Origin of the sequence: uncultured Muriicola sp., from assembly GCF_947258935.1 — a bacterium.
Taxonomy (GTDB): domain Bacteria; phylum Bacteroidota; class Bacteroidia; order Flavobacteriales; family Flavobacteriaceae; genus Muriicola.
In genome coordinates this window covers 1-25,730 of record NZ_CAMYKH010000017.1, presented here as the reverse complement: position 1 = coordinate 25,730, position 25,730 = coordinate 1, and the positions used below count along the sequence as shown (strand labels likewise).

Sequence of the window (25,730 nt, the reverse complement as noted above, 5' to 3'; positions counted from 1 at the left end):
AACTGGCTTTTTTTATTAGATAGTAATTTGACGGTCTATTTGCTGATTGAGCGAAATAAAGGTCTCTGTTCTTGACACTCCTTCAATTTGCTGAATATTTTTATTAAGGAGATGCATTAGATGTTCATTGTCTCTGCATAGCACCTTGATTAGGATAGACCAATTCCCGGTGGTGTAATGACATTCCAGAACTTCGGGGATCTTCTCCAGTGCTTTTACAGCTTTAGGATTACTCATTGCCTTATCGAGAAAAATTCCAATATATGCCATGGTCGTATAGCCCAGAATTTTTGGATTTATTACAAATTTAGACCCGGCGATTAAACCAGATTTCTCTAGTTTCCGCAACCGTTGGTGAATAGCGGCACCAGAGATACCAATATTTCGTGAAATTTCCAGAATAGGTCTCCTGGCATCTTCCATCAAATACCGCAGTATCTTTTTGTCAATACCATCTATTTTTACTTTATCGTTAGAAGAAGACATATTTATGTTTTGAAATTTACTAAAGATACTATTTCTCCTTACATATTCTAACCAGCAACAGAATCTGGATTATACCCAAGATAGGGCACTTTATATTCATTGAATACTACATCATAAGTGATTAGTTCTTTTAATACTGGCTCATAAATTTCCTTTTTGATCGGGATCTGCACCCCGGGAGTAGTGATCTTTTTATTTAGGATCAAAAGGGTTGCCATTGCAACGGGAAGTCCAACGGTCTTGGCCATCGCTGTGTGGGTTCTATTTTCTCCCAACACTACCATATTTGAATCTATTTGTTCTTTTTTCCCATTAATTTCATAGCCAAATTTGTGATACATAACGATCATATCCTTATCATCTTCTGCTAAGGTCCACTGATCTTCAAGTATCTTTTGTAACATTTGTGCGGGTGTTGCCTTTTTAAGCGAAATTATCTTTTTGGGATTAAAAAGATCTAATTCTAGCAGCTTACTCCACTTACTGTCATCCTGATCTATTTTGAGATAATGCCGTAATTTTAGTTCCACAGAATCTGTGGGAGAATAGGGCAGGAATAGATTCGTAAAGTCTCTATAGGACAATCTTTCCGAATTTTCGACAATATAGCTGTCATCTGTCATGCCAAGTTGTACAAACATGTTCCATGCATTCGAAAAGCCAACCCTGCGCATAGTACCTCTATAAAGGGTAAGGGCATCTTCTAAACCATAAGCTTCCCTGTAATTCAGGGAGTCGCGGTTGGCGTAGGCTTCAAATTTTCCGTAGCCTTCTATTTCCATGAATTCTGTACGACGAAAGAGCTTGTGATACGGAATATATTTATAGGTTCCTTCCTGAATGAATTTGGCAGTACCCCCCTGCCCGGCTATCACAACATTTCTCGGGTTCCAGGTAAATTTGTAGTTCCACAGGTTAGAATCACTTTCAGGAGCAACCAAACCTCCGGTGAAGGATTCGAATAAGAGCATTTTTCCTCCTTTATCTCGAATACGATCAATGACCTGCATGGCACTCATATGATCTATCCCCGGATCTAGACCTATTTCATTCATAAAGATTAGTCCGGCCTTTTTGACTCTCTCATTCATTGATCTCATTTCATCATTTACATAGGATGCTGTGACGAGATTTTTTTTAAGCAACAGGCAGTCCGAAGCAATAGTAGCATGGAATCGTGCAGGTAACATGGATACAACAATATCTGCCTGTGAGACAGTATCTTGTCTTTTCTCAGAATTTGAGATATCAAGGGTTAAAAGAGTACAGGCACTATGTTCTTTAATATGAGCCGGAATAGCATCGGTATTAAGATCGGCAATGGTTATCTGCAGGTTTTCACTCAAGGATTTCTCCAGAAAATAATCTAACATATAGGAGGTAGATTTCCCAGCTCCTAAGATCAAAATTTTACGCGTCATTCTTATGAGTTACTTTTGAATTCAAGAAATACTAAGGTATCAATTTGTTACATTTATAAAAAAACAAGGCCATTAAGTTATGAACAGAACAATTTTACTTACAGCTGTTTTCTTTGGAGTGCTTTCTGTGATTTTAGGGGCATTTGGGGCTCATGGATTGAAGAGCATGCTAAGTGAGTCTTCCCTTGATAGTTTCCAAACAGGGGTCACTTATCAAATGTATCACGCATTAGTACTTTTGTGGTTAGGTTCTACGGTACAATGGACAGCTACGCAAAAAAAATGGATCTATTACTGTTTCACTATTGGGGTTGTGTTTTTTTCATTCTCCATTTATTTATTGGCCACCAATGAGCTAACTTCTATTAATTTCAAATCCCTCGCTTTTATTACTCCTTTGGGGGGCGGATTCCTTATAAGCGGTTGGGTGTTAATTGGACATCGTGTTTTTAAGTATTTAGGCTAAACATTGTCCTATTTTATAGGGCACTGCTCTATTTTTATCTAGTTTTGTACAAGAAAATATCTCATCTATGACTTATTCTAACCCATCTACGAAATCGATTTCGTTACATGCATATGGTATTGAAAGCAAACATATTCATTATCAATTAGCCCCGGATATGCTGCATGATATGACCATTGAACGAGGGATGGGTACTGAAGCCTCATCTGGTGCTCTGGCTGTTAATACAGGGGAGTTCACAGGTAGGGCACCTCAGGATCGATTTATTGTGAAAGATGAAATTACCGAGGATAAGGTATGGTGGGGGCCAATTAATAAGCCTTTCGATCCGGATCAATTCGATGTGCTTTACGAAAAAGTAGCATCCTATCTTTCAGACAAAGAAGTCTATGTACGAGATTGTTTTGCCTGTGCAGACAAGGAATATCAGCTGGGAATCAGAGTTATTACAGAATATCCATGGTCTAGTATGTTTGCATCGAACATGTTCATTAGACCTACTGATAAGGAATTGGAATCATTTTCTGTAGATTGGATCGTTCTAAATGCGCCTGGATATTTGGCTGATGCAGCTACTTCCGGGACCAGACAGCACAATTTTGCTATTTTAAACTTCACCAGGAAAATTGCTCTTATAGGTGGTACAGGATATACAGGAGAGATAAAAAAAGGCATCTTCTCTGCCTTAAACTTTCTACTCCCCGTCTACCACAATATCCTCCCTATGCACTGTTCAGCCAATGTGGGTCCAAAAGGAGACACCGCCATATTTTTTGGATTATCTGGCACTGGTAAGACCACATTGTCAACAGATCCACATCGCAGACTAATAGGCGATGATGAACATGGCTGGACGAAAGAGGACACCATTTTTAATTTTGAAGGTGGATGCTATGCCAAGGTTATCAATTTATCCCAGGAGAATGAGCCTGAGATCTATAATGCCATTAAAAAAGGGGCGATCCTGGAAAATGTGATCATGGATGACGAAGGGAACGTAGACTTTGAAGACACATCTATCACTCAAAATACTCGTGTTAGTTATCCCATCTATCATATAGATAATATCCAGCAACCATCTATTGGAAAAAACCCTAAGAATATTTTCTTTTTAACGGCAGACGCATTTGGGGTACTTCCTCCTATCAGTAAATTAACACCAAGTCAGGCAGCATATCATTTTATTTCGGGATATACGGCAAAAGTGGCAGGAACAGAAGCAGGGGTTGTTGAACCAATACCATCTTTTTCAGCTTGTTTTGGTGCACCATTTATGCCATTACATCCTACAAAATATGCAGAAATGCTCAGTAGAAAAATGAAAGAATCCGGAGTAAATGTATGGCTAGTGAATACCGGATGGACCGGTGGGCCTTACGGTGTGGGAACAAGAATGAAATTAAAATACACCCGGGCTATGATTCATGCTGCTTTAAACGGGGATTTAGGATTGTATTCCTATGATACGTATCATATCCATTCGGTTTTTGGAGTAGCTCAACCAAGATCGTGCCCCGGAGTTCCTACCAGCGTTTTAAGTCCCAGAGCAACATGGAACAATGACGAGGCTTATTATAAAACTGCCTTTAAACTTTCTAATGCCTTCCGCGAGAATTTCATAAAATTTGAGTCATATGCAAATGAGGAGATTCGTAGGGGTGGGCCACAACGATATGCTTTTTAAAAGAATAAAGCCTCCGTTGGGAGGCTTTTTTTATATGATCTGATCAAGAATTATTTCTTGTTGACACTTGTAATATATTTCTGTAAGGCCATGGTCATAGAAGGAGTTTCTGGCGTAGGCGCCTGAATGTCTATTCTTAAGCCAGCATCTGTAGCCGCTGCAATAGTAGAATTACCAAAAACCGCAATTCTTGTCTCATTTTGTTCAAAATCGGGGAAATTCTTTAAAAGCGACTCGATACCGGAAGGACTGAAAAATACCAGGACGTCATAATACACATTACGCAGATCCGAAAGATCACTTATAACGGTCTTATAGAAAATACCTCTTGTCCAATTTAGGTTCATCTCATTGAGGATATCCGGGACAACGCTTTTTAATACATCGGAGGATGGCAGTAAGAATTTTTCTTCCTTATATTTTTTGAACAAGGTTTGCAGATCTGTAAAATTGCGTTTCCCCACATAGATTTTACGCTTCCTGTATATCACGTATTTCTGAAGATAATAAGCAACTGCTTCTGACTGACAAAAGTATTTCATCGAATCAGGCACCTTAAATCTCATCTCCTCAGCAATACGGAAAAAATGGTCGACCGAGTTTCTACTCGTTAATATAATAGCAGTAAAGTCATTGAGATCTATTTTTTGTTGCCTTACCGATTTTGCGTTTACTCCTTCCACGTGGATAAAAGGCCTGAAATCTACTCGTACGTGCTGTTTTTCAATAAGCCGCAAGTATGGAGAGTTTTCCATCTTAGGTTCTGGCTGGGAAACCAAAATCGTTTTGATTTTCATAGATATCAAACTTTTAGAGCGTTCACAATAATAATAATCGGGGCAATTTCAAGAGCGCAAAGGTACAAAATAAAATAGAAAAAGTGGCTCGTAAGGAACTTAAGATGCGTTTTAATTATTGTGACCCAACCAAGAATAAGAATAAGTAAAATAAGACCACTACATAAAATTACAACTGTCTTAGATCCCATAAAAACGTATGTCAATAGCACATTGGCTAGAAACATAACAAGACTGCTATAATTCAAATAGGAGATCTTTTTAAAGAGGATCTCGGTAATTACATATTGATTATTAAAGATGGTACTATTGCCTAATTGAATTAGGATCTTGATAAAAAGAAATAAAAAAACAAGGCCAAGGATAAGTGTAAATAATAAGGGTGACGGCACTACTTCATTGGGCTTATAAATGGAGATCGCCAGGTACAGGAACAAGGATAAATTAAGTAATTGAAAAGCAGTAAAAAAAATATGAAACCAATTCATCAAACGGTCCTTCTTGTTATAGAGAAAAATGTACTTGTTATTAAAAGGAAGAATCATAAAATTTAGAAAACGGCCATAAAACAGACTTTTGGCAAGCACGAGAAATATTACACTCGAAAAAATGATCAGTGTGATCCAGTCTACTTTTCCAATTTCTCTTAGTACCGGCTCCATTAGTCTAACTTTAATTTTTCGCCGTTCAAACCCCAGGATAGTCCATTTTCTGAAATCACTATTTTCAAATAGCTAGCCTTTTCATAGGAGAAATTTGGCAATGTAAATTCAAATTCATGCTCAGCCATAGGTGCAAGCAGGTCTATGATTTCCCCTTTGGGAAGCGCTTTTACCGGAACTATTTCCAAGACCCGTTTATAACTATCCATTATAACCAAGCCAAACTTAAGTTTACTGATTGGAACTGCGAATGAATATGGATTGTAAACCATAAAAGAAGAATTGCGATCTGTTTTGGCATTCAGGGTTAAGTTTAACCGGGTTTTCAACTTTCTGAAAGATTCAAAAGGATTTACATAGATCCCATAAAGTAAAGTACTGTCTGGCATAGTAAAAGAAATACCACCTTCCTTCATTTTTCCAGAAACAAAAAGTACTTTCTGACCGCGTACCACTTCTTCAGATTCATCTATAGAATATTGATTTTCTCGATAATTTACATCATTTAATGAAAAAGAAGAATTGCCGGAATAATAAGAAAACATAGGCGCCATCCTGTAGGAATTTTTAAAAACAACAGGAATATTCCCTATTTGTGAAGTGATCTTTCCAACCCAGGCTTTATTTCCATGCGTCTCATAAACCACGGGGAACAGTGGCTCGTATACCAATCCAATTCTAAGAAAAAGTAAAATGGCAATATTTGCCAATCCCAGGCGTACTATCCATTTTCTGGCCCCTGGGTATTCCAACATATATTCGTAGGCATTTACGGCCATGGGAATGCAAATTAGAATGATCCATTGTGTTTGTACCCTGCGCTGCAGACTTGAAAGCAAGAAAAATAATAAGATTCCATAACTGACAAATAACAAGGCCCGATTAAATTGATCCTTCCCTTTAGATTTGATCAATGCTTTGTATATCCAAGGAAAGGTTAGCCCAAAAATGGCTAGTAAGTTCAAAAAATAGCCCAGTGTAAAATCAAAGAATTCATAGGGTCTGTTTGGCCTTTCAAATAGATGATATTTAATGGATACAAAATCGTTCTCATAAAGCCAGAGGAAATGCGGGGTATAACAAAGTAGTGAGACAAGGACGGCAACCCAGGCAAAGTGGTTTTTTAAGAGTTTTAAATTGGAGAGAAGGACAAAAAAGATCACCAAAAAGGCATGGTATTTACTGTACATCAAAGCGGCCATCACAATTCCCAAGAACAAAGAAATAAGCATTCCCGGAGCATTAATAAATTTCTTATAGACCAAAAAGAACAAAGCGGTAAAAAACAACAGTGGGGTATCTGGCAACATTAGGAATCCATAGGCCTGAATCAGGGTCATTGATAGGATCAACACAAAGAAATGCGGAATGTATTCCTTCTTTTTTGGGTTATCTATGAGCAACCACAATATTATCATAGTGCCCACACCTAATAAACAACTTAATAATCTGACCCCTAATTCTCCATTAAATAAGGTGCTCCCCAGGGAGATCAAAAAGGCCACCATAGGAGGATGATCAAAGTATCCCCAGGCCAGATCCTTGGCGTAATACCAATAGTACGCCTCGTCAAAGATCAATTCTGTAATTGCCGCCTGAAGAATATTCAATATTAAAACGGCGGCCAGAAAATAAAGGAATGCTGCAGGAAACTTTTGTTTCATTCTAGATCGAATTCGTGTCAAAATTACAAATAATAGCACGTAACCCTAAGTTTATTCGAGGAAGAAAATTAAAGTATGATTTCGGTTCAGTCGCATTAAAGCACTATTTTTGCCATAATTGCCACCTTTCGATGACAGACAGTTTAGTTATTATCCCCTCCTACAATGAACTTGAGAATATTGAAGACATTATAGTTGCTGTTTTCAACCTTCCAAAGGAATTCCATGTTTTAGTGGTAGATGACAATTCACCAGACGGCACTGCTGAGGCAGTCCGGGCTATACAGAACAAATACGAAGGAAAATTATTTTTGGAAGTTAGGACCGAAAAAGCCGGTTTAGGAACTGCTTATATTCACGGATTTAAATGGGCTTTGAAAAGGGAATATCTCTATATTTTTGAAATGGATGCCGACTTCTCTCACAGACCATCGGATCTAACACGTTTATACAGGGCGTGTGTGAACGGGGCAGATGTTACTGTGGGTTCTCGGTACAAAAAAGGGGTAAATGTGGTGAATTGGCCTTTGTACAGAGTATTACTTTCTTATGGGGCTTCGTTTTATGTTAAGATAATTACGGGAATGCGTGTTCATGACCCCACTGCTGGTTTTGTTTGTTATAAGAGGCATGTTTTGGAGGCCTTGGATTTAGACGCTGTTAAGTTTATTGGATATGCCTTTCAGATAGAAATGAAGTACAGGGCCCATTTAATGAAATTTAAAATAGAAGAGGTGTCTATCATATTTACAGATCGTGAAAAAGGGAAGTCCAAGATGAGTTCTTCTATTATCTGGGAAGCGATCTTTGGCGTGATTAGTATGAGAATTCGTAGTTTGTTCAAGATAAATGGGTTTTAGAATGAGAAAAACGCTCTTAAAGAATGCAATTCTTATTAATGAGGGAAAACAATGGGAAGGAGACCTTCTTATAGAAGGTGAAAGGATTGCTAAAATAGCAAAAACCATTACTTCAGATACTGCTACCGTCATAGACATCAAGGGACATTATCTATTGCCTGGCATTATAGATGATCAGGTTCATTTCAGGGAACCGGGATTAACCCATAAGGGAACAATAGCCACTGAAAGCAGGGCGGCAATTGCCGGTGGGATCACTACTTTTATGGAACAACCGAATACCATTCCTCAAACTACGACGATAAAGAAATTAGAAGAGAAATTTGCAATGGGGGCCCGGTCCTCCTTTGCTAACTACTCTTTTCTCTTTGGCGGAACAAATGATAATCTGGAGGAATTAAAAAAATTAGATAAGAATGCCTGCTCTGGAGTGAAACTCTTTTTAGGATCCTCAACCGGGAATATGCTTGTTGATGATGAGGTGGTGTTAGAACAGATATTTAATAATACTGAGATGGTTATTTCTACTCATTGTGAGGATGAGACTACCATTAAACAAAACCTAAGTTCGTATAAAGAAAAGTTCGGCGAGGATATTCCGATAAAATGCCATCCCTTGATCCGCAGTGAGGAGGCTTGTTACCTGTCTTCTTCCAAGGCTGTGGCGCTTGCGCGAAAAACCGGGGCCCGACTTCATGTATTTCATGTGTCTACCGGAAAAGAACTTTCCTTATTCCAAAATGATATCCCGTTAGAAGATAAAAAGATAACAGCCGAGGTCTGTCTTCATCATTTATGGTTCTCAGAGGAAGATTACAAGCAATATGGAACGCATATCAAATGGAATCCGGCTATAAAGAAGGCTAGTGACAGGGAACAGCTTTGGCAGGGGCTTTTAGACAACCGTATTGATATATTGGCTACAGACCATGCTCCTCATACACTTGAAGAAAAAGATCAAAAATATTTAAAAGCTCCGTCGGGAGGTCCTTTAGTGCAGCATGCATTGCCCGCAATGATGGAGAAAGCGCTGGAAGGGAAGATCAGTATGGAAGCCATGGTGACCAAAATGTGCCATAATCCTTCTATTCTTTTTCAGATAAAAGATCGTGGATATTTAAGAGAAGGGTATTTTGCGGATCTTGTGGTGGTTAATCCAAATGAACTTTGGGAAGTAAACAAGAGCAATATATTATACAAGTGTGGCTGGTCTCCTTTTGAAGGGACAAGTTTTAAATCAAAGATCACCCACACATTTGTGAATGGTCATTTGGCTTTCAACAATGGAAAATTTTCAACAGACCTTAATGCCAAACGATTAACATTTAATAGACCATGAAAAAACTTCTTTCTCTCATCTTAGGAATTGTAATGTTTACTTCTTGTGTGGAAAGGATCATTGAAAAACCTGATGATCTCATTCCCCGAGAAAAAATGACACAATTGCTATATGACCTTGCAATATTAAATGCTGCCAAAAGCACTAATTCTGCTCTACTTGAAGAGCATTTTGATTCGCCCACCTATTTTCTCTTTGAGCAATATGGTGTTGATAGTTTACAATTTGTAAAAAGCGACTAAGAAGTACTTAAAAGAAATCGGGATATCTCTTTTTAAAAATGTTACAGGAAAAATCTATGCACTTGTCCATAGTCTCAAAATTAAAACCCAAGGTTTTTTCTAATTTCTGAGAACTGTAAAGTTGCCTTTTGCGCAGCGATTTTACAGTAATTTTAATGAGTTTTCGTCTTGTTCTGAGGAAAAGATGAATTAGCCAATCTATTCTCCACCCTGTTTCTAAAAGCCAAAAAGGAATCTTTTTTGTAGGTATCCGAACCTCAAAGGATGAAGCAATCATTGTAAACAATTCCTGATAGCTCATATTTTTTGCTATCGCAATATATCTTTCATTATAGATGTCCAAATGCATCAACTGTGTCATTATAGAAGCAACATCGTTTGCGGATACAAAAGCGGTTCCACCAGGGAAATATGAACGCATACCCTTGGCGGCATTCTTGAATAGTCGGAGACTTCCATGATCCCAATTACCAGGGCCAAGAATAATACCGGGATTAACGATCACCACCTTCAATCCCTCCTGAGAACCTCTCCAAACTTCCATTTCTGCACGGTGCTTTGAAAGTGCATAGACACTTTTCTCAGAGTCTAACCATTCATTCTTTTCAGTAACCGTAGTTTCATCAAGGGATTTTCCTATGGCAGCAATGGAGCTCGCATAGCATAATTTTTCAATATTATGGGCAATACAGAGGTTTACAATATTGGCAGTTCCCTCTACATTAATTTTTTTTAAGGATTCCCAAGCCGCTGGATTAAACGAGAGTAATGCTGCTGTGTGATATACATGGGTTACCCCAACAAAAGCTTCTTCAAGAGACGGCACATCTGTAATATCCGCTTTGATCCAAGTTATTTTATCAAAATAATTCGAAGCCTTATCTGTATAATATGAAAAAATGGTCTTCACCTCTTTCAGTGTTCCTTCCGACCTGTAAATGGCCTTCACAGGCACTTCTTTTTGTACTAATCGCCATAAGAGATGAGATCCTAATAATCCGGTACCTCCTGTTACTAAAATCATGGTTCTAAAGTACTCAAATCCAATGGATATATTTACCCGGCCAACCTTTGGCTAAATAGGATTTCTTCTATCTTTGCAAGGTTGGAAGAAAATTACACTAGATGGATTCAAATTTTGTTGCAGAATTGAAATGGAGAGGTATGTTGCACGATGCCATGCCCGGCACGGAAGAACACCTATTAACCGGGATGCAAACTGCCTATGTAGGGATAGATCCTACAGCCGATTCCCTACATATAGGACATCTGGTTGGAGTAATGATGCTCCGGCATTTTCAATTAGCAGGGCATAAACCCTATGCACTTATTGGAGGAGCCACAGGGATGATCGGAGATCCTTCAGGAAAATCAACAGAACGGAATTTACTGGATGAAACTACCTTACGATTAAATCAAGAAGCGATCAAAGAGCAACTGTCTCGTTTCCTGGATTTCGGTTCTACCTCCGATAATGCTGCGGTATTAGTGAATAATTACGACTGGATGAAAGATATTTCTTTTCTTGATTTTGTCCGTGATGTGGGCAAACACCTTACCGTTAATTATATGATGGCCAAGGATTCGGTCAGAAAAAGACTGGATGCAGAAGCTAAGGAAGGAATGTCTTTTACAGAGTTTACCTATCAACTCGTACAGGGGTATGATTTCCTTTATCTATATCAACATTACAATTGTACCCTGCAAATGGGTGGCAGTGACCAGTGGGGTAATATTACTACGGGGACAGAATTGATACGGCGCATTGAAGGTGGGAAGGGATTTGCCCTAACCTGTCCGCTTATTACGAAGGCAGACGGCACTAAATTTGGCAAAACCGAAGATGGAAATGTCTGGCTGGATGCTCATAGAACTTCTCCGTATAAATTTTATCAGTACTGGTTAAATACTTCTGATGCGGATGCTGAAAAATATATCAAGATATTTACCTTTTTATCAGAGAAAGAAATTGAAAGACTGGTTGAAGAACACACAAAAGCACCCCATCTAAGGACTTTGCAGAAACGTCTGGCAGAGGAGATCACAGTGATGGTTCACTCTCAAGATGATCTGGATAATGCCCAAATAGCCACGACCATATTATTTGGCAATTCTACTTCAGAACATCTTAAAAAATTAAATGAACATACATTCCTGGAAGTGTTTGATGGGGTACCTCAAGCTACGGTTTCCAGAGATGATTTGGAAAATGGACTAGACATGATAGCTGCCCTTTCGGCAAAAACAAGTTTTTTAAGTTCCAACGGGGAGGCAAGAAGAGAGCTAAAACAAAATTCGATCTCAGTAAACAAAGAAAAGGTAGCTGAGGACTTTATGATAAAAGAATCGGACCTTATTAAAGATCGTTATGTGCTTCTTCAACGAGGTAAGAAGAATTACTTCGTTTTAGTAATTGAGTAGGCTATAATTATAGATTTAGAGAACCATCAAATTACAACCGCGGACGTCTGCATGGTCAAAACGACCTAGAATTTCAAACCCACCATCTTCTCTAATTTTACCCAGATCTTGGGTAGCCAGGAAAGAGCAGGAGTATAAGTTGGCCAAATCAATGATATTGATGCCCCCAGATCTGCCTTCGGGATGCCAACTTAGTGGATCCTCTGTGTCTCTAACTAAAACCTTCATCCATGGCGGGGTATAAAAGATACCATTGCCTTTAGAATAGGCTTGCGACAGTAATTCTGTCATACCATATTCAGAATGAACAGTATTGATCCCGAATCCCAATTTTATCTTATCGTGAAGTTCTTCGCGTATCAATTCCTTCCTCCTGCCTTTCATGCCCCCTGTCTCCATAATGATAGTATTCATTAATTGAAAGGAATTGGCCTCTGCCATATCGAGCAAGGCAAAGGAAACACCAATGAGTAAGACCTTAACTCCCTGGGAATCCAAACGCATTAATTTTTGTGCCAGGACATCCTGGTCCTCTAAATAAAAACCGCTCTCAGGATGATCACTTAGTTGGATAAGATCATTTACCATATAAACCAGGGACGATCCTTCCCTTTCTAAATAAGATGGAAGCAAAGCTAAAATACAATACTCCCTTACATCGCCGTAAAATAGTTTAAACCCCGTTCGAAAACTTTGTTGGTACAGAGATATTTCGGCCACATAATGCTTACTGAGGTTACTACCGGTAGTGCCACTACTGCTAAAAACTAAGGAGGGTTTTTTGCTAGTGCTTAGTACCTCTTTTGTACGAAAAAATTCAATGGGTAAAAAAGGAATGTCTTCAATGCACTTTACTTTGGAAGCAACAATGCCAAGGAAGTCACAGAATTCATGGTAGACCTCATTATTCCGATACTGAAAATTGAATACCTCAAGTGCGTTGGAAGAAAATTCTTGACTGTTTTTGATGCCTAAAAAACTTGTTGTGTCCATGGGGAACGGTACTCCTGCAAAAATAGGCAAAATTAGAACCCTTTAAGGAAGGCTGTTCAAAATGAAAGAAGAAGAATTTGTACTTTATTTTACAACCAATTTCCGGGTCATGGATTTTTGTCTTTCTGTAACCTGAAGGACATAAACACCTGGAACCAATTGTGAAATGTTAAGTGTGTTTGTTGAGATTCTATCTGTTAGCACTACTTCACCCAAAACGTCATAGACGGTGACAAGTTTGGTGTCATTGTAATCTGAAGAAATATACACCGCATCACCGTATACGGGATTAGGGTACAATTTAAAATTAGGGATCTCTTGTGATGAGGCAGAAACCAAGGTTGCATTATCCTGCCCATAACCCCATACAGAAATGAGCAAAAAAGAGGTTAAGTAGAGTATTTTCATCAATATTGATTTGGGATCAACACTTAAAAATAGTTCAAGGACTTAGGAATGCATAGAATTTGTTGTGAAATAAATAAAAATGTAGGTGAAAAATTTTAAGATGGTAATTCGTCGATAAAATGAATCTTTTCATCGATAAAGACAATTCGCAAAAATGGAAGTACTGAGATGCTAACTTTCGGAGAATAAAACTATTTTACGATCAATTTACGTGTGGCGACCTTGTTTTTTTCAAAAACACGCAGCACATATACCCCGGCATCAAGATCCGTCAAATTGAGTTCTTTACCCAGTATGGTTGTTTCAATGACCAAAGTGCCTAAAACATCGAAGATCAGTACTTTTTTTGGGGCATTGGCCTGGGTTTCGATATATACTTTACCGCTAACAACAGGGTTAGGATATAAGGTAAAACCAGCAATATCTCCCGGGTTTACCTGCTTATCCTGTGCAAGTCCGGTAGAGAAAATTAATAAAAAAGCCAGTAGGTAGAAGTGCTTCATACAGAAGGGGTTACAGAGATCTGTAAACAAATATAATTGTTTTAATAATTCAAAGTCCTCAGAAGGTCTATTCTGGTTAAGAAAATCGATGAAATGCATCTTTATTAACATTTAGAGCATCAATCATTCTTTTTTTTGAGTATTTTTTCTGAAATCTGGTATAAAAAACACCTCCAAACTTACCATAGGCAACTGTGCCCAATGTTATAAAAATGTTATGTTCGTTAATTAAAATAGATGTATTCAAGGAGTGTACTATTTATTTATACTTTTGGAAGGATCACCAAACATGAAACCGATGAAGAAGCAAGACATTCGAATTCTCCTTGTTGATGATGAACCAGATATTTTGGAAATTTTGAAATACAATCTAATTTCGGAAGGCTATCAGGTTTCAACAGCAAAGAACGGTTTAGAAGGCGTAGAGAAAGCGAAGAAAAAAAAGCCCCACCTTATCATTTTAGATGTTATGATGCCCGAGATGGATGGCATAGAAGCCTGTGAAAAAATTCGAAATACGGTAGGACTTGAAGATACGATCATTACATTTCTCACTGCCAGGGGCGAGGACTATTCTCAGGTAGCCGGTTTCGATGCAGGAGCAGATGATTATATCACCAAACCCGTAAAACCTAAAGTTCTTATGAGTAAGGTGAAAGCATTATTGAGACGACTTAAAAAGTCCGAAGAGCCGCAAGCAGACATCAAGAAAGTTGGGAACATTGTAATTAATAGGGAAGAATACAAAGTTGTAAATAAGGGGAAGGAAATTATCCTACCCCGTAAAGAATTTGAATTATTATCACTTTTAACCTCAAAACCAGATAAGGTATTTAAGAGGGAGGTTATTCTCGATAAGGTTTGGGGGCAGGAAGTGATTGTTGGAGGGCGCACAATTGACGTTCATATTCGAAAATTAAGAGAGAAGATCGGCGATCACCATTTCAAAACCGTAAAGGGGGTGGGATATAAGTTTGTATTGTAATGGCCATTAAACTAAGGAAATCTTACAAGTTTGCTTTCAGATCTTCCTTGTATATATCGGTTGCCCTCACCGTATTTATTCTGGGAGTGACCTACCTTGCAGATCTTTGGAACTATTTGCCATTCATGGTTCTATTTGCACTCTTAATCTTTGGCATTTCTTTTTTCATTATACAAATCAGGGTAGAAAAATTTATTTATAAAAGGATCAAAAAAATATACGACGATGTTTCTCTTTTAGAGTCTACCTCTTTTGCATCCGGGCCAATTACTACAGACATGGCTACGCTCACCTCCGAAATTGAGAAGTTTGCAAAAGACAAAAGAATTGAGATCGATACACTGAAGATCAGAGAAGAATACAGGAAGGATTTTTTGGGGAATGTCTCCCATGAACTCAAGACACCACTATTTACTGTCCAGGGGTATATTTTAACCTTACTTGATGGGGCATTGGAAGACAAAAAAGTTAGAAAAAAGTATCTGCAACGGGCTAATAAAGGGGTAGAGCGCCTCATTTACATCGTAAAAGATCTTGATCTCATCACCAAATTAGAGGTAGGCGATCTTAGTTTGGAAGAAAGCAGTTTTGACGTCATAGAACTCATTCAAAATGTTTTTGAACTATTGGAGATGAAAGCTAGTAAAAGAAATATTAGCCTCACCTTCGATATGGATTATAAAACCCCAGTTTATGTATGGGCCGATCGCGATAAGATTCAGCAGGTCATTACGAATTTGGTCGTTAACTCAATAAAATATGGTCATACGGGTGGAACAACAGAAGTTAGTGTCGAAAACCTTATTAAAAATAAGGTCATAGTTAGAGTAACTGATAATGGTGAAGGAATACCAGAGTCGCATATACCACGGATCTTTGAACGTTTTTACAGGATCGATAAGAGCGGAAGTAGAAAAGAAGGAGGATCGGGACTAGGTCTATCAATCGTAAAACACATTATTGAAGCCCATGGTGAAAAGATCTATGTGGAAAGTGTGGTGGAGGTGGGTTCTGAATTTTCATTTACTCTGGAAAAATCGAAGAAACAGTCGGCCTAATTTACCCCTCATCTGACTAATTCCTTAGCTTTGTTACGAATCAATTCCTGAATTTAAGTGGGGAGTAAAAACAAATTAAAACGCTTTAAGGAGAACGAGACTTTTGAGAATGTAATTCAGCCTCAAAGGGATGAAGTGCTTTCCGGTACTTTTTCACTCAAAGGCAAGTGGGCAACATTTTTTGGAAATACAAATCCCATAGTGCTTGAACTTGGCTGTGGAAAAGGGGAATACACCGTTGGATTGGCAAAATTATATTCGGATAAGAATTTTATAGGAATAGACATAAAAGGTGCCCGTTTATGGAGAGGGGCCAAGACGGCTTTGGAGAATTCCCAGAAGAATGTAGCTTTTTTAAGATCACAGATATCATTGATCGACCAACTTTTTGCAGCTAATGAGGTGTCTGAAATATGGATCACCTTCCCTGATCCCCAGATTAAATTTAAACGAACCAAGCATAGACTAACCAATATTGAATTTTTGGAAAAGTATAAGAGCGTTCTGCAAAAAAACGGAATAGTTCATCTAAAAACAGATAGTGAATTTATGCATGGCTATACTTTAGGGCTTCTACAAGGCTTAGGATTAGACATTCTTTACGCCAATCACGATATCTACAGAAATGAAGGAAGCCCAAAGGAAGTCATGGAAATACAGACCTTTTATGAAAATCAGTATCTTGAGAAAGGAAAACCAATCACTTATTTGAAATTCAGGATCGCATCCGTATGACCCATCTGCTCATTCTATTTTTTGTGACTTTTTCGGCAGCCTTTATGGCAACGGTTCCGCCGGGTCTTCTAAATATGAATGCAGCTAAAACAAGCGTAGAAAAAGGCAAGAATAATGGCATTATTTTTAGCCTTGGGGTTTCTACAATGATCATGACGCAGGCCTATCTGGCAGTTCTCATTTCAAAATTTCTTTTTAATAACCCGGAGATCATAGATCTTTTAATGAAAATAGCACTCGGTATCTTTGCCTTCTTAGCTGTTTATTTTTTTGTAATGGCTAAAAAAATAAAGCCGAATAAGATCCGAATTGTAAAAATGAGCAAGAAGAATAGCTTCTTTAAAGGGATGTTATTGGCAGCACTTAATTTATTGACTATTCCTTATTACAGTGGGCTTAACGTAATGTGGAATGCCTCTGGCTGGATCAAATTCCAAGCTTGGGATATTGCTACCTTTATTCTGGCAGCTGGCAGCGGTACTTTTACGGTCCTCTATTTGTATACCTTCTACTTTAATAAATTAGAATTGAAGACTAAAAATTTCTCTAAGAACTCCAATTATGTTATTAGTGTTCTTATGGTTATTTTATTGATCATCACTATTATACGTTTATTTTACAGGGACCATGGATAATGAAAAAGAACATTTTTTTGAAAGAGTGTATGAGATAGTGAAACACGTGCCATATGGACGGGTTACCTCCTATGGAGCAATTGCCAGGTATCTTGGTTCTGCAAGGAGTGCCCGGGTGGTAGGTTGGGCCATGAATAATGTTGGGGACCGTGAAACAGTTCCTGCACACCGTGTTGTTAACAGAAATGGCTTGCTTACAGGGAAACATCATTTTCAAGGCACTCTACTCATGCAGCAATTGCTGGAAAATGAAGGAATATTGGTAAGGAATGATCAGATCCTCGATTTTAAAAAACACTTCTGGGATCCCCTGAAAGAACTAGGAGAACCATTGTAGAATGACGTACTATAAGAGTTCTAATTACCCATAAATAAGGGGTATGATCCTATAAGTCATTTCCATTCATATCTTTCCAATTCTCAGCATGAAGTCCTATCTTTGTTGTTTAGAATCATTTTACATTAACTCAAGGGTATATCCTGATGAAATTAAATAAAAACGACATTTTAGAAGCACTGCAAACCATCTCTGTACCGGGAGAAGGCCAGAATATGGTAGAAAGCGGAGCGGTTAAAAATATACAGGTCTTTGGTGATGAAGTAGTGGTAGATATTGTCATCAAGAATCCGAGTTTACAGGCTCGCAAAAAAACGGAGGTTTCTATTCTTCAAACCATCCACAGGAAGGTCTATGAGAAGGCAAAGATTACGGTAAATTTAAAGGTAGAAGCTGCTACTCAACCCCAAGTAAATGAGATAAAAGGGAAACCTATTCCCGGTATACAAAATATCATTGCTGTTGCTTCCGGCAAAGGTGGGGTAGGAAAATCTACCATTACGGCCAACCTGGCAGTGACATTATCAAAAATGGGTTTTAAAGTGGGGATCCTGGATGCCGATATCTATGGGCCTTCAATTCCTATTATGTTCGATGTAGCTATGGAAAAACCATTAGCTGTTGAGGTAGATGGTAAATCGAAAATGAAACCTATTGAGAGTTACGGACTCAAAATTTTATCCATAGGATTTTTCACACAACCTAACCAAGCGGTAGTTTGGAGGGGACCCATGGCGGCAAAGGCCTTGAACCAGATGATCTTTGATGCCCACTGGGGAGAATTAGATTTTATGCTCATAGATCTTCCTCCGGGAACCGGAGATATACATCTCAGTATCATGCAATCATTACCGATAACGGGAGCTGTAATAGTTAGTACACCTCAGGAAATTGCACTAGCAGATGCACGCAAAGGAGTAGCCATGTTCCAACAAGAAGCGATCAATGTACCTGTATTGGGTATCGTTGAAAATATGGCCTATTTTACACCAGAGGAATTACCAGATAACAAATATTATATTTTTGGAAAAGAAGGTGCTCAACGTCTTGCAGAGGATATTGGCGTACCTTTTTTAGGTGAAATACCCCTGGTTCAAAGTATACGGGAGGCGGGTGACGCAGGTAGGCCTGCGGCAATGCAAACTTCTACTTCTTTGGAAACGGCTTTTCAGGATATGACGAAAAATGTGGTACAGGAAATTGTTCGGAGAAATACGAGTTTACCTCCCACCGAAGCTATAAAGATTACTACCATGGCTGGATGTGCAGCAGTTAATAAGAAAGTGTAATGACTTCAGAGGAACTTAGAAAAAATGTTGAAAAAGCACTGGATGAAATTCGTCCCTTTTTACAAAGTGACGGTGGAGACATTTCACTGGTTTCCATTGAAAACAACAATTCAGTTAAAGTACGCTTAGAAGGTAACTGCGTAGGCTGTAGTGTTAATCAGATGACCTTGAAAAGTGGTGTGGAAATGACCATTAAGAAGCACGTGCCTCAAATTGAACAAGTCATCAATGTTGATTAATATATGCTGTCTAAGACATTGAATACTATCACTTCCATAAGAATCTCCTTCAAATTAACTCCCGCGTTCTAGATCCTGGCCTGGTATGTAAACAGGTTGTAGTAACGCCCCTCTTTTGCGATTAGATCATCGTGTTTTCCTTGCTCCACAATACGACCGTCCTCAATGACCAGTATTTGATCTGCACGGCGAATAGTACTTAATCTGTGCGCAATAACAAAGGTGGTTCTGCCCTTTGTCAATGCCGCTAAACTCTGTTGAATGAGTCCTTCGCTTTCGGTATCGAGGTTAGAGGTAGCTTCGTCCAGAATAAGTACCCTGGGATCTGCTAAAATAGCTCTGGCAATGGCAATACGTTGTCTTTGTCCTCCTGATAGTTTAATTCCTCTTTCACCAATCAGGGTATCTAAACCCTCTTCAAAACGATCCGTAAATTCATTGACATATGCCGCTTTAACGGCTTCCAATAATTTCTCTTCAGACGCGTCTGGCCTTGGGAATAGTATATTTTCCCGTATAGTGCCCTCAAAAAGAAAATCGTCCTGCAGCACAACGCCTAGATGTTTTCTATAGCTATTTAGGGATATTTTTGAAAGATCCTTCCCGTCTACTGTGATGACTCCGGAATCCGGATTCAAAAAACTGGCCGCCAAACCGGCAATAGTACTTTTTCCTGAGCCGGAACTGCCAACTAGTGCAACAACAGATCCAGAAGGAACTTTAAAACTAATGGAATGCAACACTTCTTTTTCCTCTTCATAGGCGAAATAAACATCCTTGAATTCAATATCTCCTTTAATCTTTTCAATGGTAATAGTGCGATCTTCCAGATTTTCTTCTTCGGTCATGTTCATCAACTCCTCAGTCCTGTCCAGCCCGGCTAATGCTTCACTTAACTGGCTGCCAATATTACTCATTTGTACAATAGGTGCTACCATGAGTCCGAGCAGGAAAGTGAATTCTAAAAACTCACCCAGGGTAAGCTGGTCGTTCATAATCTTATAACCTCCAATGCCCATGATCCCTGTGGTAGCCACCCCTAAAAGAAAGGTGGAAGAGCTGGTCATGACGGCGGTTGCAGTTAAACTTTTTTTTACATTCTGGTATAATCGATGTACACCATCTTTAAACACATCGTGTTCCTGTACCTCCGCATTAAATCCTTTTATTACCCGTATCCCTCCCAGGGTTTCTGTAAGCCGACCTGTAACTTCAGCATTGATTTTTCCACGGTTTCGAAAAATTGGACGAATGATCTTGAAGGCTTTTAGGGCCACTACAGCAAATATGGCGAGAGGTATTAGTGCAAATACGGTCATAGAAACACTAATATTTAGTAAGAGAACCAAGGCCGCAATTGCCGTGATGGATCCGCCTACCAATTGCACCAAACCAGTACCAATGAGGTTTCTTACTCCCTCAACATCTGTCATGATCCTGGATACTAACTCACCCGACTTTGTATTGTCGAAGAATCGGATAGGGAGCGTCAGGATCTTGTGTTGTACCTGGGCGCGTAACTCAGAGATCATGTACTGTGCCTGTACGCTCAATATTTTTGTCAATAGAAAAGAGGTAACTGCTTGCACAAAAATAGCAATGATTACAATTCCTATAAGGAGCTTTAAAAATGGGAGGTCCTTATTGGGGATAATATCATCCATTAAATATTTAAGGGACATTGGCGCCACAAAACTGGCAGCCTTGCTTATTACTATTAAAATGAGACCTATGAAAACCAGATTTCGCCGGGGCCAAATAATGGTCTTAAATGCTTTGAGAATGCTTACTTTTTTATCGGCCATAAATGAAATGATGATTATTACCAGAAGGCCCCCAAGTTACGTATAAAATCAGCATAATTTATATAGCAAATCCCTTGTGATATATTATTCTAAATTAGTATTTCAACAATAAGTCTGGTAAATTCACGCTGCAACAAATTTACACTATGGAAACTCTGGATAGTAATGGGAATCTTCTCGAAGATGGGGACAATGTACATGTCACAAAGGATCTTAAGATAAAAGGAATGTCGAAGACCTTAAAGCGAGGGAACCTGATAAAGAATATTAGACTTACCTCAGATTCTAATTCCGTGGAATGCAGGATCGGGAAAAGTACTATTGTATTAAAAACACAGTTTTTAAAGAAAGCCTAGATATGAAACAGATACAACTCCTTTTTGTTTTTTTATTTCTTGCATCTTGTAGTGCTGTAGACACGCCTTCCGATCTTGAACGTTGGGAGACATATGCAGATAACACTACCATTGTAAGAGATGATTTTGGCGTACCCCATATATATGGAAAAACCGATGCCGATGCCGTTTTCGGATTGTTATATGCTCAATGTGAAGACGATTTTAACAGGGTAGAGCAAAACTATATCTGGGCTACAGGAAGGCTGGCTGAGGTAGAAGGGAAGGAAAAACTTTATAGCGATCTGCGGGCACATTTGTTTATGACAAAGGAAGAAGCCATTGCTAACTATGAAAAAAGCCCGGAATGGTTAAAAGAACTATGCGATGCATTTGCCGCCGGGATAAATTACTATTTACATACCCATCCGGAGGTTACACCCAAACTTCTGACAAAATTTGAACCATGGATGCCGATGTACTTTAGTGAAGGGTCTATTGGGGGCGATATAGAGCGCATAAGTACTCAAAAAATACAGGCGATGTACGAAAAAGGAATTGCATTCCCCAAGGCTATGGAAGCTGAATTTGAAAAGAAAGAAGCTGAACTGGAACCTCAGGGATCCAATGGTATTGCGATCTCAGGAAAGCTTACACAGTCTGGCAATGCTATGCTTTTAATTAATCCCCATACCTCATTCTATTTTAGGGGCGAGGTTCATGCGGTCAGTGAAGAAGGTCTAAATGCGTATGGAGCAGTAACATGGGGTCAGTTTTTTATATATCAGGGGTTTAATGAAAAAACAGGCTGGATGCACACTTCAACCTATACCGATGTCATGGATGAATTTGTAGAAACCGTGGTGGACCAGGAGGGAGATCTGCTCTATCAATATGGAGAAGAACTGCGGCCGGTGACAATCTCAGAAGTGACCCTAAAATATAAGGAGGGAGATGCGTTGAAAGAAAAGACCTTTCCAACGTACAGGACCCACCACGGACCTATTACACATATGGAAGGAGATCGGGTAGTAGCCTCTGCCATGATGTGGGAACCGGTAAAGGCACTGGAGCAATCTTATATTCGTTCAAAACAACAAGGGTATGATGGGTTCAGGGAGATGATGGATATCCGTACGAATTCTTCTAACAATACGGTATATGCGGATGCAGAAGGGAATATTGCCTATTTCCATGGTAATTTTATTCCGGTGCGCGATACGATCTATGATTATTCGCAACCGGTTGAAGGCAAAGATCCCAGAACAGATTGGAAAGGATTACATACAGTAGATGAAAATATTTTGGTCTTGAATCCGCAGAACGGGTGGCTACAAAATTGCAATTCGACCCCGTTTACTTCGGCTCTTGAGCATAGCCCAAAAAAGGAGAATTATCCAAACTATATGTCTATTGACCGGGAAAATTTCAGAGGGGTTCATGCGATAGAATTATTGCGAAACAGAAGTGGCTATACCTTAGATAGCCTTATTAAACTGGCATATGATCCTTATTTGCCGGCATTTTCGGCGCTTATACCCGGACTAGTGGAAGCCTATGACAAATTTCAACCTAAAGACCCTGAAATGGCCAAGGCCATCGAACTTCTTAGAGCATGGGACTACAAGACCTCAAAGGAATCCATAGGTATGACCCTAGCGCAGTTTTACGGTACTAATTATGGCAGGGATGGTGCTCGCCCTTATGCTATGAACGATATGGAAGCCATGACATATTTTGGGTCTGACTCCCCTCACAAAGAACGAATTACAATATTTGAAATGACCCTAAAGCAACTCGAAAATGATTTTGGGAGCTGGGTAATACCATGGGGTGAGGTAAACAGGTATCAACGTCTTAATGGTGATATTCGCCAGGCTTTTGATGATACTAAACCCAGTATTCCTATTGGCTTTGCCTCCGGGCGCTGGGGAGCGCTGGCAGCATATGGTGCACGCTATACCAACAATACCAAAAAGATCTATGGTACCCGAGGTAACAGCTTTGTAGCCGTAGTTGAGTTTGGGGAGAAAGTGAAAGCAAAAAGTATATTAGCAGGGGGACAAAGTGCGGATCCTTCTTCACCGCATTTTGATGATCAGGCGCAACCCTATGCCGATATAAAATTTAAAGATGTGGCTTTCTACAAGGAGGATGTTATGAAACGGGCACAAGAGACCTATCGGCCTGGTAAACGGTAAGGGACTATTCTTTTACAATGATCAGGGAGGCTTTAGAACCGGTAGAAAGCAACCATTTATTAGAGTAAATAAGCTTACCCATATCATCATAGACGTCTACCTGTGCCGTATTTGGCCCCGAGGTTCCTTGGTTTAGGGCCTCAAAATCTAAGCGATTAAATCCTTTTTCAAGGGTAAGGTTGACTCCTTTAAAACTCCCCGTTAGTAGAATGTTAGGATCTATCACTTGTTCATTGGCATAGATCTTTACCCTGTCTCCGTCTACATATTCATGATCGCGGCAGACGATACCAACAAATTTGGAGGTAGTTTTAATATCCCCCAAATACATATCTCCATAATGCTCTTTGCTATTCCCTTTTTCGCGCTCTCCAACTTTTGGATCGATCTTCAGATCGTATCCTGCTTGTCTTAATTCTTTATCGGGGAGCATTTGGATATTTCTGGCCATGAGTGAATCCTTTAGATTGGGAGTCTTACTCATATCTATCACAGAAGGCATTCTAAGTGCGTTGCCTTGCTGAGGACTGGCTTTAATATCCAGTGTTGGTTTTGGCCCTATTTTCAAAGGCTGTGTTTTAGGAATATCCGTTTGTGACATTCCAATCGCAACAAAACCCAAAATAAAAAACAGTGTAGAAAAGGCTTTCATAGCAACACTTTTACGTGTTAAAGGTAGCAAATACCCTGCCATGAGGATATAAATCGTTGTTAAATTCGATAAATGCCCTCTATGACTTGTGCTAATTTATTGAAAATTTCAAGGATTGTTTTTGGATCTTCTTTCCCAATATTGAGGTCTGGTATCAATGGTTTCCTGGTTCCAATACGCAGGAGTTACTTTATGACCATCAAAGGTTTTTAGTTTGCGTTGGTAGATCCAAATAGTAGGATTAAAAACCATATCAGTAACGGCAACTGTATAGAGTTGTGGATCTTCTTCGCTCTTTTTTTTGTCTTCCGCTGTTAGCACCTCAAAGCCGTTGTGCTCCAATAATTTTTTTAAGAAATCCCTGCGGTCTTTATCTACCCCTTTTTCTACGAAGGTCACCCTGGTTTCCTCAATACTACCAAACATATGTTTACCTCCTAAGCCCATATCTTTTTAATTAAACGTAGCACTTAATGAATAAATATAATCGTAAACAGGACTATAGATCCCAAGCAACAATATGCCAACAACGGTGATTATTAGTCCTAATCGCATATAGATCTTATTTTTAAAAAAAGGAATGGCATGTTCACTGGTTCGTAAGAACATAGCGCGTATTACCAACAGATAATAATAAAGGGAAATGGTTACGTTCACTACAGCAAGAAATACCAGCAGATAGTATCCTTTGCTGGCAGCTGCCGTGAACAGGAAGAATTTACCAAAAAAACCTGCTACGGGTGGAATTCCTGCCAGGGAAAAGAGTCCTAACATCATCACCAGACTCAATTTCGGGTTTGTGCGGTAGAGTCCTTCATAATCTTTCATATTTTCTTTCCCTGTCTGTAATGAAATAGACTGAACAACCCCAAAGGCAGCGAGATTTGAGAAAATATAGATTAATACAAAATAGACAACAGTAGCAGTTCCTAATTGATCTCCTGTAATTAATCCCAAAAGGATAAATCCGGCCTGGGCAATGGAAGAAAATGCCAGAAAACGCTTCATATTCTGTTGTCGTAATGCGAATAAATTACCGATAAACATAGTAAGAACAGCCAGCACATATATCATGTCTTCCCAATACTGCATTAGCGGTTTTAAAACTGTAAACAGCAAGATCATCAGAATAAATACCGCAGCCCCTTTGGAAATAACCGATAAGTATGAGGCAATTGGAATAGGGGCACCTTCATAAACATCAGCTGTCCATAAATGAAATGGAACCAGGGAAATTTTGAATCCCAAACCGGCAAAAAAGAGGACCATACCCAAAATAGTTAGATCACTCCCGGTAATTGAGCCAATAATATCAGCAAAATAGATTGAACCTGTTGTGGCGTATAATAGTGTAATACCAAACAAAGATATTCCGGAAGCCAGGGCCGATGACAAAATGAGCTTTATCCCCGCTTCACTCGATTTCATTTTAAATATTTCAAAAGCTGCCAGGGAAGCCAGAGGAAGTGTGGACAATTCCAATCCTAAATAGAACATTAAAAAATCACCGGAT

28 protein-coding genes are annotated in these 25,730 nt (G+C 39.0%); 15 read left to right on the top strand and 13 right to left on the bottom strand.

Annotated elements, in window-relative coordinates; translation table 11 throughout:
* Positions 1-15 precede the first annotated feature (15 nt).
* Positions 16-486 carry an Lrp/AsnC ligand binding domain-containing protein gene (locus Q0X72_RS04675; RefSeq protein ID WP_297762486.1) on the bottom strand — a complete coding sequence of 157 codons (471 nt, stop codon included), beginning with the start codon at positions 484-486 and terminating at the stop codon, positions 16-18.
* 47 nt (positions 487-533) lie between these two features.
* The gene (locus Q0X72_RS04670; RefSeq protein ID WP_297762485.1) at positions 534-1,907 is read right to left on the bottom strand and encodes a saccharopine dehydrogenase family protein; all 1,374 of its coding nucleotides are present in this window, start codon (positions 1,905-1,907) and stop codon (positions 534-536) included.
* A gap of 79 nt (positions 1,908-1,986) precedes the next feature.
* Between Q0X72_RS04670 and Q0X72_RS04665 the strand changes: the two genes are divergently transcribed.
* Together Q0X72_RS04665 and pckA are read left to right on the top strand one after the other, a co-directional pair.
* Positions 1,987-2,373, top strand: a complete 387-nt coding sequence (locus tag Q0X72_RS04665; protein ID WP_297762484.1) for a DUF423 domain-containing protein — start codon at positions 1,987-1,989, stop codon at positions 2,371-2,373.
* Positions 2,374-2,440: 67 nt separating this feature from the next.
* On the top strand, positions 2,441-4,057 hold the full coding sequence (gene pckA, locus Q0X72_RS04660; protein WP_297762483.1) for a phosphoenolpyruvate carboxykinase (ATP): 1,617 nt from the start codon (positions 2,441-2,443) through the stop codon (positions 4,055-4,057).
* A gap of 50 nt (positions 4,058-4,107) precedes the next feature.
* Here pckA and Q0X72_RS04655 read toward each other — a convergent pair whose 3' ends face one another.
* Genes Q0X72_RS04655 through Q0X72_RS04645 form a run of 3 tightly spaced genes read right to left on the bottom strand, consistent with a single transcriptional unit; the run spans position 4,108 to position 7,180 of the window.
* Positions 4,108-4,854 (bottom strand): uroporphyrinogen-III synthase, encoded by a 747-nt coding sequence (locus Q0X72_RS04655; RefSeq protein WP_297762482.1) that lies wholly within the window; start codon positions 4,852-4,854, stop codon positions 4,108-4,110.
* A 5-nt stretch (positions 4,855-4,859) separates the two neighbouring features.
* The gene (locus Q0X72_RS04650; protein ID WP_297762481.1) at positions 4,860-5,516 is read right to left on the bottom strand and encodes a DUF4271 domain-containing protein; all 657 of its coding nucleotides are present in this window, start codon (positions 5,514-5,516) and stop codon (positions 4,860-4,862) included.
* The gene (locus tag Q0X72_RS04645) at positions 5,516-7,180 is read right to left on the bottom strand and encodes a glycosyltransferase family 39 protein (protein WP_297762480.1); all 1,665 of its coding nucleotides are present in this window, start codon (positions 7,178-7,180) and stop codon (positions 5,516-5,518) included. The genes Q0X72_RS04650 and Q0X72_RS04645 overlap by 1 nt, the downstream gene beginning before the upstream one ends.
* A 131-nt stretch (positions 7,181-7,311) precedes the next feature.
* On the opposite strand from Q0X72_RS04645, the gene Q0X72_RS04640 reads away from it, so the two are divergent.
* The 3 genes from Q0X72_RS04640 to Q0X72_RS04630 are packed head-to-tail and all read left to right on the top strand — an operon-like array spanning position 7,312 to position 9,621.
* A complete protein-coding gene (locus tag Q0X72_RS04640; RefSeq protein WP_297762479.1) occupies positions 7,312-8,040 on the top strand; it encodes a polyprenol monophosphomannose synthase in 729 nt (242 codons plus the stop codon).
* Between the two features lies 1 nt (position 8,041).
* Positions 8,042-9,379, top strand: coding sequence for a dihydroorotase (locus Q0X72_RS04635; RefSeq protein WP_297762478.1), 1,338 nt, complete (start codon positions 8,042-8,044; stop codon positions 9,377-9,379).
* Positions 9,376-9,621, top strand: a complete 246-nt coding sequence (locus tag Q0X72_RS04630; protein WP_297762477.1) for a DUF4296 domain-containing protein — start codon at positions 9,376-9,378, stop codon at positions 9,619-9,621. Before Q0X72_RS04635 ends, Q0X72_RS04630 begins: the two co-directional genes overlap by 4 nt.
* Positions 9,622-9,628: 7 nt before the next feature.
* Here Q0X72_RS04630 and Q0X72_RS04625 read toward each other — a convergent pair whose 3' ends face one another.
* Complete coding sequence (locus Q0X72_RS04625; RefSeq protein WP_297762476.1) at positions 9,629-10,645, bottom strand: NAD-dependent epimerase/dehydratase family protein; 1,017 nt, start codon at positions 10,643-10,645, stop codon at positions 9,629-9,631.
* A 101-nt stretch (positions 10,646-10,746) separates the two neighbouring features.
* On the opposite strand from Q0X72_RS04625, the gene tyrS reads away from it, so the two are divergent.
* Positions 10,747-12,042 (top strand): tyrosine--tRNA ligase, encoded by a 1,296-nt coding sequence (gene tyrS / locus Q0X72_RS04620; RefSeq protein ID WP_297762475.1) that lies wholly within the window; start codon positions 10,747-10,749, stop codon positions 12,040-12,042.
* A gap of 15 nt (positions 12,043-12,057) precedes the next feature.
* Here the strand turns inward: tyrS and Q0X72_RS04615 are convergent, their stop codons facing one another.
* The 3 genes from Q0X72_RS04615 to Q0X72_RS04605 form a co-directional block, all read right to left on the bottom strand.
* A complete protein-coding gene (locus Q0X72_RS04615; protein ID WP_297762474.1) occupies positions 12,058-13,035 on the bottom strand; it encodes an acyl transferase in 978 nt (325 codons plus the stop codon).
* Positions 13,036-13,119: 84 nt separating this feature from the next.
* Positions 13,120-13,443, bottom strand: a complete 324-nt coding sequence (locus Q0X72_RS04610; RefSeq protein WP_297762473.1) for a T9SS type A sorting domain-containing protein — start codon at positions 13,441-13,443, stop codon at positions 13,120-13,122.
* Between the two features lie 191 nt (positions 13,444-13,634).
* Complete coding sequence (locus Q0X72_RS04605; RefSeq protein WP_297762472.1) at positions 13,635-13,946, bottom strand: T9SS type A sorting domain-containing protein; 312 nt, start codon at positions 13,944-13,946, stop codon at positions 13,635-13,637.
* Between the two features lie 298 nt (positions 13,947-14,244).
* Between Q0X72_RS04605 and Q0X72_RS04600 the strand changes: the two genes are divergently transcribed.
* From Q0X72_RS04600 to Q0X72_RS04570, 7 genes are all read left to right on the top strand, one after another.
* Entirely contained in the window at positions 14,245-14,931 is a 687-nt protein-coding gene (locus Q0X72_RS04600; protein ID WP_297762471.1) for a response regulator transcription factor, read from the top strand.
* Positions 14,931-15,989, top strand: coding sequence for an ATP-binding protein (locus Q0X72_RS04595; protein WP_297762470.1), 1,059 nt, complete (start codon positions 14,931-14,933; stop codon positions 15,987-15,989). The genes Q0X72_RS04600 and Q0X72_RS04595 overlap by 1 nt, the downstream gene beginning before the upstream one ends.
* Before the next feature lie 57 nt (positions 15,990-16,046).
* The gene (gene trmB / locus Q0X72_RS04590; RefSeq protein WP_297762469.1) at positions 16,047-16,724 is read left to right on the top strand and encodes a tRNA (guanosine(46)-N7)-methyltransferase TrmB; all 678 of its coding nucleotides are present in this window, start codon (positions 16,047-16,049) and stop codon (positions 16,722-16,724) included.
* Entirely contained in the window at positions 16,721-17,359 is a 639-nt protein-coding gene (locus Q0X72_RS04585; RefSeq protein ID WP_297762468.1) for a LysE family transporter, read from the top strand. The genes trmB and Q0X72_RS04585 overlap by 4 nt, the downstream gene beginning before the upstream one ends.
* Positions 17,352-17,696, top strand: a complete 345-nt coding sequence (locus Q0X72_RS04580) for an MGMT family protein (protein ID WP_297762467.1) — start codon at positions 17,352-17,354, stop codon at positions 17,694-17,696. The genes Q0X72_RS04585 and Q0X72_RS04580 overlap by 8 nt, the downstream gene beginning before the upstream one ends.
* Before the next feature lie 146 nt (positions 17,697-17,842).
* Positions 17,843-18,985 carry an Mrp/NBP35 family ATP-binding protein gene (locus Q0X72_RS04575; protein WP_297762466.1) on the top strand — a complete coding sequence of 381 codons (1,143 nt, stop codon included), beginning with the start codon at positions 17,843-17,845 and terminating at the stop codon, positions 18,983-18,985.
* Positions 18,985-19,224 carry a NifU family protein gene (locus Q0X72_RS04570; RefSeq protein WP_297762465.1) on the top strand — a complete coding sequence of 80 codons (240 nt, stop codon included), beginning with the start codon at positions 18,985-18,987 and terminating at the stop codon, positions 19,222-19,224. Before Q0X72_RS04575 ends, Q0X72_RS04570 begins: the two co-directional genes overlap by 1 nt.
* Positions 19,225-19,292: 68 nt before the next feature.
* Here Q0X72_RS04570 and Q0X72_RS04565 read toward each other — a convergent pair whose 3' ends face one another.
* Positions 19,293-21,029, bottom strand: a complete 1,737-nt coding sequence (locus Q0X72_RS04565; protein ID WP_297762464.1) for an ABC transporter ATP-binding protein — start codon at positions 21,027-21,029, stop codon at positions 19,293-19,295.
* Positions 21,030-21,175: 146 nt separating this feature from the next.
* On the opposite strand from Q0X72_RS04565, the gene Q0X72_RS04560 reads away from it, so the two are divergent.
* Together Q0X72_RS04560 and Q0X72_RS04555 are read left to right on the top strand one after the other, a co-directional pair.
* On the top strand, positions 21,176-21,385 hold the full coding sequence (locus tag Q0X72_RS04560) for an alkylphosphonate utilization protein (protein ID WP_297762462.1): 210 nt from the start codon (positions 21,176-21,178) through the stop codon (positions 21,383-21,385).
* Between the two features lie 2 nt (positions 21,386-21,387).
* The gene (locus Q0X72_RS04555; RefSeq protein ID WP_297762460.1) at positions 21,388-23,565 is read left to right on the top strand and encodes an acylase; all 2,178 of its coding nucleotides are present in this window, start codon (positions 21,388-21,390) and stop codon (positions 23,563-23,565) included.
* 4 nt (positions 23,566-23,569) lie between these two features.
* On the opposite strand, the gene Q0X72_RS04550 is transcribed toward Q0X72_RS04555, so the two are convergent.
* The 3 genes from Q0X72_RS04550 to Q0X72_RS04540 all read right to left on the bottom strand — a co-directional run.
* On the bottom strand, positions 23,570-24,217 hold the full coding sequence (locus Q0X72_RS04550) for a hypothetical protein (protein ID WP_297762458.1): 648 nt from the start codon (positions 24,215-24,217) through the stop codon (positions 23,570-23,572).
* Positions 24,218-24,325: 108 nt separating this feature from the next.
* Positions 24,326-24,664: a hypothetical protein gene (locus tag Q0X72_RS04545; RefSeq protein WP_297762456.1), complete on the bottom strand. Its 339-nt coding sequence runs from the start codon at positions 24,662-24,664 to the stop codon at positions 24,326-24,328.
* Between the two features lie 6 nt (positions 24,665-24,670).
* A partial coding sequence (locus tag Q0X72_RS04540) for an NADH-quinone oxidoreductase subunit N (RefSeq protein WP_297762454.1) occupies positions 24,671-25,730 on the bottom strand: 1,060 nt, incomplete at its 5' end.

Bases quoted from the DNA above. Each gene is read 5' to 3' on its own strand.
- Q0X72_RS04550 (WP_297762458.1), bottom strand. From the start codon at position 24,217: ATGAAAGCCTTTTCTACACTGTTTTTTATTTTGGGTTTTGTTGCGATT.
- Q0X72_RS04600 (WP_297762471.1), top strand. From the start codon at position 14,245: ATGAAGAAGCAAGACATTCGAATTCTCCTTGTTGATGATGAACCAGAT.
- Q0X72_RS04670 (WP_297762485.1), bottom strand. From the start codon at position 1,907: ATGACGCGTAAAATTTTGATCTTAGGAGCTGGGAAATCTACCTCCTAT.
- Q0X72_RS04625 (WP_297762476.1), bottom strand. From the start codon at position 10,645: ATGATTTTAGTAACAGGAGGTACCGGATTATTAGGATCTCATCTCTTA.
- Q0X72_RS04630 (WP_297762477.1), top strand. From the start codon at position 9,376: ATGAAAAAACTTCTTTCTCTCATCTTAGGAATTGTAATGTTTACTTCT.
- Q0X72_RS04655 (WP_297762482.1), bottom strand. From the start codon at position 4,854: ATGAAAATCAAAACGATTTTGGTTTCCCAGCCAGAACCTAAGATGGAA.
- Q0X72_RS04575 (WP_297762466.1), top strand. From the start codon at position 17,843: ATGAAATTAAATAAAAACGACATTTTAGAAGCACTGCAAACCATCTCT.
- Q0X72_RS04555 (WP_297762460.1), top strand. From the start codon at position 21,388: ATGAAACAGATACAACTCCTTTTTGTTTTTTTATTTCTTGCATCTTGT.
- Q0X72_RS04545 (WP_297762456.1), bottom strand. From the start codon at position 24,664: ATGGGCTTAGGAGGTAAACATATGTTTGGTAGTATTGAGGAAACCAGG.
- Q0X72_RS04675 (WP_297762486.1), bottom strand. From the start codon at position 486: ATGTCTTCTTCTAACGATAAAGTAAAAATAGATGGTATTGACAAAAAG.
- Q0X72_RS04640 (WP_297762479.1), top strand. From the start codon at position 7,312: ATGACAGACAGTTTAGTTATTATCCCCTCCTACAATGAACTTGAGAAT.
- Q0X72_RS04565 (WP_297762464.1), bottom strand. From the start codon at position 21,029: ATGGCCGATAAAAAAGTAAGCATTCTCAAAGCATTTAAGACCATTATT.
- Q0X72_RS04570 (WP_297762465.1), top strand. From the start codon at position 18,985: ATGACTTCAGAGGAACTTAGAAAAAATGTTGAAAAAGCACTGGATGAA.
- Q0X72_RS04585 (WP_297762468.1), top strand. From the start codon at position 16,721: ATGACCCATCTGCTCATTCTATTTTTTGTGACTTTTTCGGCAGCCTTT.
- Q0X72_RS04580 (WP_297762467.1), top strand. From the start codon at position 17,352: ATGGATAATGAAAAAGAACATTTTTTTGAAAGAGTGTATGAGATAGTG.
- Q0X72_RS04650 (WP_297762481.1), bottom strand. From the start codon at position 5,516: ATGGAGCCGGTACTAAGAGAAATTGGAAAAGTAGACTGGATCACACTG.
- pckA (WP_297762483.1), top strand. From the start codon at position 2,441: ATGACTTATTCTAACCCATCTACGAAATCGATTTCGTTACATGCATAT.
- tyrS (WP_297762475.1), top strand. From the start codon at position 10,747: ATGGATTCAAATTTTGTTGCAGAATTGAAATGGAGAGGTATGTTGCAC.
- Q0X72_RS04645 (WP_297762480.1), bottom strand. From the start codon at position 7,180: ATGAAACAAAAGTTTCCTGCAGCATTCCTTTATTTTCTGGCCGCCGTT.
- Q0X72_RS04605 (WP_297762472.1), bottom strand. From the start codon at position 13,946: ATGAAGCACTTCTACCTACTGGCTTTTTTATTAATTTTCTCTACCGGA.
- Q0X72_RS04615 (WP_297762474.1), bottom strand. From the start codon at position 13,035: ATGGACACAACAAGTTTTTTAGGCATCAAAAACAGTCAAGAATTTTCT.
- Q0X72_RS04635 (WP_297762478.1), top strand. From the start codon at position 8,042: ATGAGAAAAACGCTCTTAAAGAATGCAATTCTTATTAATGAGGGAAAA.
- Q0X72_RS04610 (WP_297762473.1), bottom strand. From the start codon at position 13,443: ATGAAAATACTCTACTTAACCTCTTTTTTGCTCATTTCTGTATGGGGT.
- Q0X72_RS04560 (WP_297762462.1), top strand. From the start codon at position 21,176: ATGGAAACTCTGGATAGTAATGGGAATCTTCTCGAAGATGGGGACAAT.
- Q0X72_RS04595 (WP_297762470.1), top strand. From the start codon at position 14,931: ATGGCCATTAAACTAAGGAAATCTTACAAGTTTGCTTTCAGATCTTCC.
- Q0X72_RS04665 (WP_297762484.1), top strand. From the start codon at position 1,987: ATGAACAGAACAATTTTACTTACAGCTGTTTTCTTTGGAGTGCTTTCT.